The organism is Lelliottia sp. AC1 (genome assembly GCF_023278595.1).
GTDB lineage: Bacteria > Pseudomonadota > Gammaproteobacteria > Enterobacterales > Enterobacteriaceae > Enterobacter > Enterobacter nimipressuralis.
On record NZ_CP025699.1, the window covers coordinates 3,646,981 to 3,660,335 of the forward strand.

General features: G+C 54.3%; 10 protein-coding genes. 3 read left to right on the forward strand and 7 right to left on the reverse strand.

Annotated features, from left to right (window positions below; genetic code table 11):
- The first annotated feature begins 117 nt into the window (after positions 1 to 117).
- Both C0560_RS17330 and C0560_RS17335 read left to right on the forward strand, forming a co-directional pair.
- Positions 118 to 3,150, forward strand: coding sequence for an autotransporter outer membrane beta-barrel domain-containing protein (locus C0560_RS17330; protein ID WP_248859157.1), 3,033 nt, complete (start codon positions 118 to 120; stop codon positions 3,148 to 3,150).
- A gap of 115 nt (positions 3,151 to 3,265) precedes the next feature.
- The gene (locus C0560_RS17335; protein ID WP_194512216.1) at positions 3,266 to 3,880 is read left to right on the forward strand and encodes a DUF2238 domain-containing protein; all 615 of its coding nucleotides are present in this window, start codon (positions 3,266 to 3,268) and stop codon (positions 3,878 to 3,880) included.
- On the opposite strand, the gene C0560_RS17340 is transcribed toward C0560_RS17335, so the two are convergent.
- The 5 genes from C0560_RS17340 to C0560_RS17360 all read right to left on the reverse strand — a co-directional run bounded on the left by C0560_RS17340 (position 3,856) and on the right by C0560_RS17360 (position 8,604).
- On the reverse strand, positions 3,856 to 4,503 hold the full coding sequence (locus C0560_RS17340; RefSeq protein WP_248859158.1) for a DUF1109 domain-containing protein: 648 nt from the start codon (positions 4,501 to 4,503) through the stop codon (positions 3,856 to 3,858). The two genes, C0560_RS17335 and C0560_RS17340, sit on opposite strands and share 25 nt — an antisense overlap.
- Entirely contained in the window at positions 4,490 to 5,050 is a 561-nt protein-coding gene (locus C0560_RS17345; RefSeq protein ID WP_248859160.1) for a sigma-70 family RNA polymerase sigma factor, read from the reverse strand. The genes C0560_RS17340 and C0560_RS17345 overlap by 14 nt, the downstream gene beginning before the upstream one ends.
- Positions 5,051 to 5,069: 19 nt before the next feature.
- Entirely contained in the window at positions 5,070 to 6,302 is a 1,233-nt protein-coding gene (locus C0560_RS17350; RefSeq protein WP_248859161.1) for a protein-disulfide reductase DsbD, read from the reverse strand.
- A gap of 31 nt (positions 6,303 to 6,333) precedes the next feature.
- The gene (locus tag C0560_RS17355) at positions 6,334 to 6,885 is read right to left on the reverse strand and encodes a peroxiredoxin (protein ID WP_248859163.1); all 552 of its coding nucleotides are present in this window, start codon (positions 6,883 to 6,885) and stop codon (positions 6,334 to 6,336) included.
- Between the two features lie 93 nt (positions 6,886 to 6,978).
- A complete protein-coding gene (locus tag C0560_RS17360; protein WP_371923356.1) occupies positions 6,979 to 8,604 on the reverse strand; it encodes an EAL domain-containing protein in 1,626 nt (541 codons plus the stop codon).
- A 322-nt stretch (positions 8,605 to 8,926) separates the two neighbouring features.
- On the opposite strand from C0560_RS17360, the gene C0560_RS17365 reads away from it, so the two are divergent.
- The gene (locus C0560_RS17365; protein ID WP_102104758.1) at positions 8,927 to 9,793 is read left to right on the forward strand and encodes a MarR family transcriptional regulator; all 867 of its coding nucleotides are present in this window, start codon (positions 8,927 to 8,929) and stop codon (positions 9,791 to 9,793) included.
- Between the two features lie 55 nt (positions 9,794 to 9,848).
- Here the strand turns inward: C0560_RS17365 and C0560_RS17370 are convergent, their stop codons facing one another.
- Together C0560_RS17370 and C0560_RS17375 are read right to left on the reverse strand one after the other, a co-directional pair.
- A complete protein-coding gene (locus C0560_RS17370; protein WP_100778944.1) occupies positions 9,849 to 11,024 on the reverse strand; it encodes an HlyD family type I secretion periplasmic adaptor subunit in 1,176 nt (391 codons plus the stop codon).
- Positions 11,021 to 13,213, reverse strand: coding sequence for a type I secretion system permease/ATPase (locus C0560_RS17375; RefSeq protein WP_248859165.1), 2,193 nt, complete (start codon positions 13,211 to 13,213; stop codon positions 11,021 to 11,023). The genes C0560_RS17370 and C0560_RS17375 overlap by 4 nt, the downstream gene beginning before the upstream one ends.
- Positions 13,214 to 13,355: the final 142 nt, after the last annotated feature.

Genomic DNA, 13,355 nt, shown 5'->3' on the forward strand with positions numbered 1-13,355 from the left:
GCAAAGTTTATTGTTTTTTGCAACAAATTGTATATTCTGCGCCCGAACAATATCGGATTAATCCGAAGTTTCTCCATCTGCATTCTTACAACAATCGCAACTTTGTGACGGCTCACCATGAGAAAAAAATACCTTAGCCAGCTGATTTCTTTGCTGGTGGCTTCAACAGCGGCACAGGGGCTGCTGACGACCCATTCTATCGCAGCATCAGACATTATCATCGACGCACCAATGTCCGGCATTCAGGTGCTCGGCTCAAACGATGTTATTCGCGTGACCAATACCGGATCCCTTAGCGGCGCGCCCACAACCGCGTTAACGCTTCAACAGGGGGCGACGGTCACTACATTCACCAACGAAGGCCTGATCACTGATATTAGCGATAATAATCTGCCCTTTAGTATGAATGTGGTTCAAATTGACGGTGCGGCCGGTACGTTTGAAAATAACGGCATTATCCAAAGCGTCAATCAATACCATTATGGCAGCATCGTCGAACTGAGTGCGTCGGGCGTCGTGGATAATTTAATTAACCGAGGCTCGATTCAAAATTCGCTGAATAATTTTAATATGGGGATGGATAATACCGGCTCCATCGAAAATAACGGCCATATTCTTAATCTGACGAACACGGAAACCGGAACCATTACCGGCTATCGCGGTATCAATAACCTCGGCACTATTGATAGTCTGACCAATGCCGGCCTAATTACCGCTGCGAATAACAATTTTATGCCGATGCCCGGGCAAAACGGCGCGATTTATAATCGCGGGATCATTGGTACGCTGCATAATACGGGCACGCTCCAGACCGGTACCCTCAATTATTTCGGCAGCGCCGGGGTGATTAACTGGGGGACGATCAACACCCTTATCAATGACAATCTGATCAGCGGTAGCGCAGACGCCATTACCAACTATGGCACCGTAGGTACCCTTGAAAACAATGGCCGCATTGCTGCGATTAACAATGGTATTTTCGCCAGCAGCTCCGACGGCAACGCAATCGCCGAGATCGTGAACAACGGCGAAATCTCGGGCGGCTATTACGGTATTTACCTTGCCAGCTACAGCAACCAGAATCCAGCCACGCAAATCATCAACAACGGCACCCTGAGCGGCGGCAACTCTGCCCTGTATATCTACACGGATATTAACGCCAGCGCGGATATTACGCTGACCAACAACGGTGTGGTGAAAGGCGATATTTACTCCCAAAGCGCAGCACCGTTACTCATCAATGGTGGCATCACGACCACGGGAACCTTAACCGGCCAGAACGGGACAGGCACTCTCACCAGCCAGCACTCAGACGTCATCTTTGGCACCGGTTCACTGCTGCTGAACGATAACGTGAATGCGGCCACGGTCCAGAACCGTGGCGCGTCCTTGCAGATCAATACAGACATTACGATTGCCGGAGATTACCACCAGAAAGCCGCGGCAGCGCTGATTTCAGGTATCTCCGATCTGGCAACCCAGAACGGCACGCTGACGGCCGACAGCGGCTATGGCCGTTTGAATGTCACCGGCAATGCGACAATCGAAGAAGGTTCCAGCATCAACCTGGTCCGCACAGGTGGCACGTATCAGTTCGCGGAAGGCCAGCGCTATGTGGTGATCAACGCCGCGGGATCGGGCACCGATTACAACGCCGATAAGCTGAACTACAGCGCGATCGGCTATCGTGGCGCCGTGAGTGGCTCCGTTTATGAGACAGGGACGGACAAAGCGCTGGTCTTGACCGTGGGCGCCGAGCCACCGGTTGTAACACCGCCAGTGGTGACGCCACCTGTGGTGACGCCGCCTGTTGTCACGCCACCGGTTGTGACACCGCCCGTCGTGACGCCACCGGTTGTAACACCGCCCGTCGTGACGCCACCGGTTGTAACACCACCGGTTGTAACACCACCCGTTGTGACGCCGCCGGTTGTAACACCGCCCGTCATGATGCCTCCCGTTGTAACACCGCCAGTGGTGACGCCGCCGACTCAGCCAACGCCAAAACCTGCGCTGGCGACGATCCCAAGCGCCACCGCGGCATTGGGCGGTCTGGCGAACTACACCGGGATCTCCTCTCCGCAGCTGTTGGATCTGTATAACGCCTCGTTAGCCATCCAGGGCAAAGACGAAGCCAACCGCGCGGGCGAAAAGCTCTCCCCAGGCCAGAACATCAACACTAGCTCTGCTGCCGCCGTGGCGACCTCTACCGCTCAGGCGGTTGTGGGCGCGCACATTGATGCCGTGCGTAATCCGCACACCTCCGGCACCAGCGGCGTCGCGACCGGTGATGACTACACAAGCAACTGGATTGTCTGGGGTCAGCCGTTTGGCGGCTATGCGCGTCAGGACAGCAGCGCTGAAATCAGCGGCTACACGGCGAAATTTGGCGGCCTGATTCTGGGCGCCGACCGCTCGCTGGGTGACGACTGGCGTCTGGGCGCCGCCGTGAACTACAGCAACACCTCCGTGCACGGTAAAGGCAATCTGAGCGGTAACACCTCCACCGCCGACAACTACGGCATCATCGGTTACGCCGGTTACACGGGCGATCCGTGGTATCTGAACCTCTCTGCCGGTGTAAACCGCCAGAACTACAGCTCGGTTCGTCGCGCAGACTTCACCGGCTTCTCCGGCGCTGCGCAGGGTAAATTCAACGGTCAGTCCGTCACCCTGCAAACGGAGTTCGGCTATCCGGTCACGCTGCCTGCCGACGTTGTCGTCACGCCGCTTGCCAGCCTGACGTACGGATATCAGCATGTGGATGACTATAAAGAGACAGGCGGTAACGGCATGGCGCTGGATGTGGGCAGTACCCACTCCCAGTCTGTGGTGAGCGATATCGGTGCCCGCTTCGAGAAAACCTTCGTGACCGGTCTCGGCAGCCTGACACCGTTCGCGCAGGTTTCGTGGATTCATCAGTACGATAACCGTCAGGTGAGCAGCCATGCGACCTACGCCGCCGATACCGTCGGTGAAACCAGCTTTATCACCAAAGGCGCATCGCCGGTGGAAGATATGGCGGGTGTGGCGATCGGCAGCACGCTGTACGACGCCAACGATCTGAGCCTGGACGCGCGCTACGATCTGCAAGCGGGCGAGCGCTATCAGGCGCACACCTTCAGCCTGCGGTTGCGTAAGATGTTCTAATTGCTGTGAATAAAATGGGGCCGCACATGGCCCCGTTTTTTTATCATGCGCGGCAAAACATTGAGTTTTTCATCGGGCGCGTTAATAGTAGTTCTTTTCCTGATAAGAAAATGCCATGAGCCAAACTGCACTCTCCTCTGCATTAAAGGGCGGCGCGCTGCTCCTGCTGCTGATCTTGATTTATACCGGCCTGTTTACCGGGGACCGCATCACCTGGCTGATGGAAGTCACCCCCGTGGTCATCGTGGTGCCACTGCTGCTCGCCACCCAGAAACGCTACCCCCTCACTCCCCTGCTTTACACGCTGATCTTCTTCCACGCGATCATTCTTATGGTCGGCGGAATGTACACTTACGCCAAAGTGCCCATCGGTTTTGAGGTTCAGGAGTGGCTGAATCTGAGCCGCAACCCGTACGATAAACTCGGACACTTTTTCCAGGGGCTGGTGCCTGCCCTGGCGGCGCGTGAGATCCTGGTGCGCGGCGGTTACGTCAATGGCCCCAAAATGACGGGCTTTTTGGTGTGCTGCATCGCGCTGGCCATCAGCGCGACCTACGAGCTGATCGAATGGTGGGCGGCGCTGGCGATGGGACAAGGCGCGGATGATTTTCTCGGCACGCAGGGCGATCCCTGGGATACCCAGTCAGATATGTTCTGCGCCCTGCTCGGCGCGCTCACCACCGTCCTGCTGCTGGGGCGTATTCATCAGCGGCAGCTGGAACGCATCTGAGGAATCGCCACCCATCTCCACCCCAAGCCGACCGTGGCGACCACAATTGTCAGGGTCGCTGCCATGTGCAGGGCAAAATCCAGGGGATGCACTTCAACGGAGTGGCAAAACGACAATAGCGTCAGCGCCATGCAGGCGACGCCTGCTCCTGCGGCGGTGAGACTTTGCAGAGGATGGAGGCTGCGGGTACGGCGCAGATAGCCGATAACCAGCAGCACCATCGGCGCGCTGACGGTCATCATAAAGACGTAGCAGTTCACCGCGTCACGATGGTGAATCTGGGACGACTGGCCCAGATTTGCCAGCACGCAGCCCAGCCACACGATCAGCAGCGGCATAAACCACTTCCAGCTCAGGGGACGGCGCCCGGCGATGCTGAGTAAAAACGCATTGCGGATCGCCAGCACCCCCATCATAAACGTCAGCCCCAGTTGCAGCAGGGCCAGCAGTGCGCCCGCCTGGGACCAGTCCGTCGCCACGCGCTGCAACAGCAAACTGAAAAGCCATCCGCTCGGCAACGCCATTAACGTCCACGCCAGCACGCGCCAGCCATCTCGCCACGGGCGGGTGACGGGCTGCGCCTGCCGACTCAGTTTTTCGATTAACAGCTCATGATCGGTCATGATTCGCTCCCATCCGGCGAAGATTGGTAATAGCCCTGTGCAGCAGGGATTTCACCGCAGAGATCGTTAAATTGTGACGGCTTGCCGCCTGCGCAAGCGTCATCTCCTGCAGATGAATATGTTCCACGATTTGCCGCTGGCGGGCGGGCAGCCTGTCGAGGATCAACGCCAGCTCCTCCTGCTCGTCCAGATGTTCCACGCTCTCGACAGCCGCGACGTTGGTCAGCGCCTCTTCCGTATCCGTTTCCCTGCGTAACGTCCGCCCATGATGGCGCAGCGCATCGACCGCCCGAGCCTGAGTAATCGCCATCAGCCAGGGTAAAAAGGGGCAGTCTGGATCGTAGGTATGGCGAACCCGATGCACTGTCAGCAGCACATCCTGGATGACATCTTCCACCAGCGCCGGATCGAACACCTGTCGGCGCACTATCGCGCGGATAGCCGGGACGATCGCCCGCAATAATTGCGTATAGGCGTGACGATCGCCGGCCTGCGCTTTTGTCATCAGCTCAGGCCAGGCCTCGCGCGGGGCAAGCCCGTTATCCATATTCCGCCATGACGTTACCTCATGCTTTTTTATCAGCCGCCTGATTCAGGGCATTCACCACGATTGAGGGCGTCAGCACCTGCGGGAGCACGTGCGGCGCGCTTCCGTCTGCCGGATAGACCACGTACAGCGGCAGACCGCCCTGGCCGAACGTGTTCATCGCATTATCGATGTCCGCGTTAAATTTGGTGGAGTCCGCCACCATATACACTGCGCCAGTGCGGGCCATCGCCTCTTTCACCGCCTGCGTAGAGAGCGATGTGCGATCGTTAACCTGACAGGTGATGCACCACGACGCGGTAAAGTTTACGAAGATCGCTTTGCCGTGACCGCGCAGGGCCTCCACGCTCTGCGGAGACCACTTCACGGGCGCCGCGTTATCCGCCACTGCGGTCACAGGCACCGTTGTTCCTGCGTTGATCGCCCTCGGTAACGGCACGATGGCGACAACAAAAAACGCCACCGTGATAGCCAGCAGCACTTTGTAAGAGTGGCCGAGATAGCGTCTGCGCTGCGCGATACCGTACAGCCACGCGGCAAAGCTCACCACCACGGCGCTCGCCAGCATCACCGCCAGCGCCGTGGTGCCGGCCTGCTGCGCCAGCACCCACACCAGCCAGGCAAAGGCGCCCAGCATTGGAAACGCCAGCCCGCGCTTGAGCACATCCATCCACGCACCAGGGCGCGGCAGGCGACGGGCAATTGCCGGGAACAGGGAGACGAGGGTAAAGGGGGCGGCAAAACCGAGCGCCAGCGCGAAGAAAATGGCCAGTGAAACCGCAGGCGGCTGCACCAGAGCGTAGCCCACGGCACCCGCCATAAACGGCGCGGAGCACGGCGTGGCCACCACAATCGCCAGCGCGCCGGTCAGGGCAGAACGAACAAACGCTCCGCGACAGACAGAGATCTCCCCTGCCCGCTGCAGCGACAGTCCAACCTCAAATACACCGAGCAGGTTGAGCGCAGCCCCGAGAATAATCAGCGCCAGAACCGCAATCACCAGCGGCGACTGCAGCTGAAATCCCCATCCCACGGCGGTGCCCCCGGCGCGCAGTGCGAGCAGCAGCGCCGCCAGCGCCATCATGGTGAAAATCACCCCGAGCAGAAAACCCAGCCCTTCGGTTCGTGCGCTTTTCGTGTCGCCCTGATGGCGCATGATCCCCAGCGCTTTCAGGGAGATCACCGGGAAAACACAGGGCATGAAATTCAGGATCACGCCGCCCAGAAAGGCGGCAAAAATGGCGGTTAACATAGCAAACCTCGAATGCGAACGTCGGCGTTAATCAGGAGTGCGATTTCGCATATTGCTTCACGGCGTCCATCGTTTTCTGAATGTGCGCATCCGGGTTGCGGTCGGTGTAGCTCAGCAGAATTTTGCCATCCGAGGCGATGACGAAAGAGGTGCGATCGGAGAGGGTTTTACCGTTCATCTGCATCAGCGTTTCATACTCGGCCGCCACTTTCGCACCAGGATCGGCTGCCACCGCAAACTTATCGCGGCACTCCAGTTTCGAGAATTCATCCACCTGGTCGACGTTCCCGGCGGTCACCCCCACCACCGTGGCGCCCAGTTTTTTGAAATCATCCGTCGCTTCGGCGAAGGCGTGGGCTTCCAGCGTGCAGCCCTTGGTAAATGCCGCCGGGAAGAAATAGAGCACCACCGGCCCTTTTTGCAGCGCCTGCTGTAAGGTGAACGTCAGCGGTTTACCGCCGAGCGCGCCCTGAAGGGTAAAATCGGGCGCTTTCGCTCCGGCTTCGAGCGCGGCCTGGGTGTTCATGGAAAACAGTGAAAGGGTCAGTACGGCGGCGGCGGACGCGATTTTCAAACGTTTCATGGTCAACTCCATCAGGGAAAAGGGGGCTATCTGAATAATAGTTCGTTAGCCCGCGAGCAAAAGTTTCGCCCGACCATAAAAAATGTATCGCTGTTAGCTAAATTTACGCACCAGAAAATCGAGATCCTCTTCTTTTACCGCTCTGGCAAGGTAATACCCTTGAAAACTTTTGATGCCAGCGGCGGATAAGGTATTAAATTTTTCCTCGCTGTCCACCCCTTCGGCGACACAGGCAACGCCAGTAATATCGCTGTAATACTGCATCGCTTTAATCAGACTGAAATCACTGTCGTTTGCGGCAAATTTATCAACGATATCTTTATCAAGTTTTAGGCCATCAAAGGGAATTTGTCTCACCGGGAACATAACGTGATCGCTTGAAAAACAGTCATCTAAAAAAAGTCTGCACCCCGTTTGGCGCAAGCGCTGCATGGTGTCCGCAATCCCTTTATCCAGCGTTACATCAATCGTTTCGGCGAACTCAAACACCAGTTTTTCTGCCCAGTGTTCATCACTTAACATTTCAACGGCTTTTTTTGCCATCCCTGGTAAGGCATTTCCGGATGCCAGTTCGGGTGGGATATTAACGGAGAAATAATATTTTCCATTATATTTGTTAATCCCGCGAACGGCGGCATCAATAACCAGAGCCATCAGTTGCAACCAGATATTTTTATCATGCAAGTTTGCCAGAAAATCTGCCGGTTTAAGGATGACGCCTTTACGGTTCCAGCGCAGTAATATTTCAAAGCCAACGCCTCTTTTATCACTGTCGGTAATAATCTGATACACCGGGAATATTTCTTTATTTATCAGTGCGGTGGTGAAACGTCCGTCTAAATATGCATTATCATGACTCACAGGCTCGCCTGAAACAGCGAATGTCGCCCGAAACAGCGCGCCACGGCTTAAAAAGGTATTGATCAGCTGTAATTTTCGCAGGCCCTCTTTGCGATAAACGTATATCGTTTTGATCGCCAGACCACAGGCTTTTGCCTGGGCTTTAACCGACACGCCACGATAGAAAGAGAGCACAGAATCTAACTCCCGGCTCGTCAAACCCTTTTCAAAACAATCTTTTATCTTTCTCTCAAGGAACGCGGCCTCTTCCAGCGGCGGGAACACTGCCGTCACAATATCCTGACAGGGGTGCGCTAAATTCGCGACGCGTATATTTCTGAGTTTATTTTTATCCCTGATCAAACTGTACAATGTGCGGTAAAGCCAGTTTGCCGGTAATTGACTGTAAATAAGGACGGTGACTTTCGCAGGTTTGGCGTTGAGCAAGACGATCATTTTTTTCAACGAACCTAAAATTTCGCAGATATCTCCTTTAAGGAATACAGAAATCGTAGCACCTGCACTGGCGTACACCGCATTCAGTTCTTCCTGGGATGGCTCATCACCATCGACCATAATACGGTAAGCGCAGATCCCGCTGTTATTCAGAAGCATTTCATACCCTTGCCAGGCATAGCTGCAGGAAGAAATGACGTATCGATTCTGAAAACGTTTCAGGTAGTTGGCACGTGCATCCCAGGCCATGATAATCTCCAGCGAAATATAAATGAGGGTAAAAATGTTTATTGCGAAAAGACGATAGCTGTCAAAATCAATGACCAGAAATAAAAAAGAATGATGTTTGCGAACGCCTTTGACACCTTCGCCACTGCGTCTCTGAATAGCGAGATCATAACAAACCAGGAATGTTATCACCATAGATTTAATATCGTATTTTTGTATAAAACAGGTATCTCCTGTGTTTTTTGTTTAAAACAAAAACATTACTCATCGCGACAGATGGACATATTTACGTTAATTACCCAACGTATTTAACGTAAATATGTTCATTCAGTAAACATCCACACATTCATTCAACTTCATTTCGTCATCCTCTGCCCACCACGCAAATACACACTTCCTGAATATTATTCATAAATACCAAAAGTAAATTCCACTTATCACATGTATAATAGTGACGCTAATCATTCAATAGAGAAATGAATACCCCCATTGGCTCGTCTCAACATAGGACAACCGTATGGATATCCATATATCATCAAGGGCTTTACTGCTTCGAAGGGATGTGATTAAAAATAATCCAAGATTCAGCGAAGCAATAAAACAACACTTCACCATTAATGATGCCATCTACAAAAAACAACCTTTGTTCTACAAAACGATGCTCCAGGAGTCACGGTTCAATATTGTGTTATCGATGTGCTGTTTTGTTTTTGGCGATCAGGCCTCTTCAGTATCAGAAATAAAAGAGTTATGCACCCGATATAAAATTGCCAGTCCAAACAGTGTCATAGCCATCATTACTTTACTCAGAACTACCAACAGAATTAAAACCTGGCGGTGCACTGAGGATCGGCGCAAGACCATCATCGAACCAACAAAAAAAGGATTAGACGAACTTAAAAATTATATGTCCGGGGCCTTTTTACCGGTAAGCACTTTATATCCTGATTACAACGTCAATATTAACCTGCTGGATAATGATACGCTCAGACACAGTTTTTTCCGGCGGGCCGCAGAATATCTTTTTCGTGGTGTCACCTTTAAAAAGATTTTGCCAGAGGTAGGATTATTTATTGAGAAAGATGGCGGGCGCATGATCATGCTGTATCTTTATCTGCAGGCGATGAAGAATAAAAATGCTCACGGTGCAACTATTGATTATTCAGCCAGCGTGCTGGCAAAAGAGTTTTTCGTCTCCAGAATTCATGTAAACCGGATCATGAAATCCGCTCAGGAGGCCGGCTACCTGAAAGAGCGAGAAGATGGACGCATCAGTATTTATCCAAACTTCTTACAGCTGGTGGAAAACTATGCCGGACTTTACTTTGCCTACGTCACGCATTATCTGAACATACATCCTAAAGAGCGACTGTCTTCTGTCTGATTAAATTCCAGCGGAAAATTGAACTGGCGAGCGGTTTTCCGATCGCCAGTATTCTTTATCTTTCGCGCAGGGCCTCTTTGGTTTTATTCAACGGTTTCAGCAGGTAGTCAATGATGGTTTTACTGCCCGTTTTAATATCCACGGTCGCAATCATCCCTGGAAAAACAGGAAATTCTTTCCCCTGCTTATTCGTCAGGTGATTACTCGTGGTTCTGATATAGACCCGGTAATAGTAAACATCTCTTTTAACATCATCCTGAATCGTATCAGGAGAAATCATGGTCACTTCGCCTTCCAGCCCGCCATAGATGGAGTAGTCATAGGCCGTCACTTTGACCAGCGCTTTTTGCCCTGGATGGATAAAGGCCACATCGCGCGGGGAAATTTTGGCTTCAATCACCATCTGATCGTCGAGCGGTACCAGGCTCAACAATTTTCCATTTGGCGGGATCACGCCCCCGACGGTGGTGACATCAATATCTTTAACAATTCCGCGAACCGGCGCGTTAAATGTCAGACGGGTGAGGGAATCTTCACGCCCTTTCATCACCGAACGCTGGGCTTCGATTTCCGCATTCGCCTTGGCTAACTCTTCACGGGCGCGAACGTAATACTGGTTTTGCATTTCCGTGATTTTATTCTCAAGCTCATTTTTTTGACGCTCAAGACGCAGAACTTCCACCTTGCTGGCCGCCCCCTGGGTGACCAGCGGTCGGGTCAATGATAGCTCGCGCTGAATAAGTGTTACCCCCTGGCGCAAACCGGTAAGCCCTTTTTCCAGGCTGTCGCGGCGAGAGTGATACAGCGCGGTCTCCTGTTTGACCAGCTCAACGTCATCGTCCAGCTCTTGCGGGAAAACCAGCGCACTTTGATTGGCCTCCGCGTTCAGGCGCGCGGCGGTTGCCATCGCGGCATTCAGCCGGGATTCACTCTCCAGCACGCTGGACTCGGTTTTGGTGCGATCCAGCTGCGCCAGCTGTTGACCACGCTCGACGATATCCCCCTCGCGCACCAGCAGCTTATGAATAATCCCCCCTTCCAGCGACTGAATAACCTGCTCATGCGAAGAGGGAATCACTTTACCGCTCCCGGTGGTCACTTCATCAAGCTGGAACATACTTGCCCAGATCGTAAAGAGGGCAAAGAGCGCAAACAGAGACCAGGCCACCAGCGTCGAGCGCGGGAGTTTAGGCTCCTGCAGACGGCTGTTGAAACGAGAAAAATCACTCATGCCATCCCCTCCTCGGTTGCGGCCTTCGCGGGAGCGGACGGCTTCATTTTCACGGTGCGCTGCGCCGCCTTCTGCGGGGCCATACCATGGTTATTCAGGATGTTGTCGCGCGGGCCATCCATAATAATTTTGCCGTTTTCCAGCACGATGATGCGATCGACCAGTTCCAGAATCGGTAAACGATGCGTGGCCACCACCAGCGTTCGCCCGTCGCCGAGCCAGTTTTTGAGATGATGGATAAACTGCTTTTCGCTCACTTCATCAAGCCAGGCGGTCGGCTCATCAAGCAGCAGGATATTCGGTGCGGTGAGTAACGCGCGCGTCAGCAATAGGGCCTGGCGCTGGCCGCCAGACAACCCGGCCCCGCCTTCGCTGATCACATAGTTCAGCCCCATTTTTTGCTTGCGAACAAACTCCAGCGCCCCGCTGACGGTTAATGCCTGATGAATCTCCTCGTCAGTCGCCAGCGGATTCCCCATCACAATGTTGTCGCGCACGGAGCCAAAGAACAGGCGCGCCTGCTGGCTGAGGAACTGCATATCGCGGCGCAGATCGGCCGTGTCGAGGTGATTCAGCGCCACATCATCGAGCAAAATGGTGCCCTGCTGCGGTTCCTGCATCCCCGCCAGAAGCTGTAACAGCGTGCTTTTGCCGGAACCATTGCGCCCCAGAATCGCAATCCGCTCGCCCGCATTGATGCTCAAACGGGGGATGTTCAGGACGTTTTGCTTCTCTTCTTCGTCGTAATAAAAGCCGACCTCCTCCAGCACGTAGTGGCCGCGCAGATGGGCTTTATGCACCTTTTTACCTTGCAGGGGATCGTCAATCGGACGCTGCATCAGGTCGTCCAGCCCCTTGCGGGCCACCTTTGCCGACTGCCAGCGCGACAACACGCCGGAAATTTGCGACAGCGGCGCGATAGTGCGCGAGGCGAGAATCGATGTCCCCACCAGCGCACCGGTGGTCATGTCACCGCTGATCACCAGATAACAGCCAATCAGCAGGACCACGGCATAGACAATCGACTGAACTTCCTGCGTCCACGTCAGAAGCAGGCCGGTGAGCCAGCGCTGTTTCATCCCGACGCTCGCCGCCACGTCGTTCGAGTTGTTCCACTGGTTCTGAAAACGCTGCTCCGCGCGCATCAGTTTAATGTCTTCGATGCCCTGCACCGCCTCGACCAGCGTGGCGTTACGAATAGCCGATTCGCGCATCCCTTCCGTGGAGAGCTTTCCAAGCGGACGCTGGATCAACAGACCCGGAATCAGCAGCAGCGGTACCGCAAGCAGCACCACCAACACCAGCGGGCCGCCGATCATCCACAGAATGAAAACGAACAGCAGGAAAAACGGCAGATCGGAAATCGCCGCAATCGTCGTGGAGGTGATCAGCTCGCGAACGGACTCCAGCTCGCGGATCTGAGCGATAAAGGAGCCGGTTGATTTTGAGCGGGCGCCGTTTTTAATGCGCAGGGCATGGGCGAACACCCGCTCCGAAATGCGCAGATCGGCGCGCTTCCCGATCACGTCTGAGATGTGTACCCGCAGCATACGCATCACAAACTCGAAGGTGATGGCGAGCATCACGCCGCCAAACAGCACCCACAGGGTGGCCTCAGACTGGGACGGCACCACGCGATCGTAAACCTGCATGGAAAACACCATCCCAGACAGGGCCAGCACGTTCGCCACCAGCGCCACCAGCATGATGTCGCTGTAGCGACGCCAGTCTTTCAGCGCCAGCTGCCAGAACCAGTTCTTTTCATAAGGTTTGATGTAGTCATCGACCCTCGCGTCGGGCGTCGACTCCAGCGGGCGCAGCACGATTAACCCCGTCAAACGGGTACCCAGCGCGTCGCGCGTCAGGCTCGTTTCCAGTCCACCGTCACCGCTGAACTGCAGGCTGACGTTGCCCTCTTTGTCCATCCGGTTGATGACCGCAACCTGCCCGCTATCAAACTCCGCTAACAGCGGCAGACGCCACGGATCAATCAGTGCCGCATCCGCCGGCACAACGCGCAGCCTAAGCCCGAGCTGGCGTGCCATATCGTTGAGCACCTGCTCTCGCGGAGAGTGGCTCTCGTGATGAATCGTGACCCGGACGTGTTCTTGTGAATAGTCCAGCCGGTAATGTTTTGCAACGAGCACCATGGCCTCAAGCCAGGGTTCGTACTGCGGGTGAGTCTTCATTTAGCAACGTCCTGTTCAGGGCGACGATGTCGCTCTGAAATGATATCCCTGTGGAACGGCCAGAATGTAAACCCTTTCTGAACGTGTCGACAAAAATACCTTAATATTTATGTGGTTAGTCGTATTACTGTAAAGATACGAA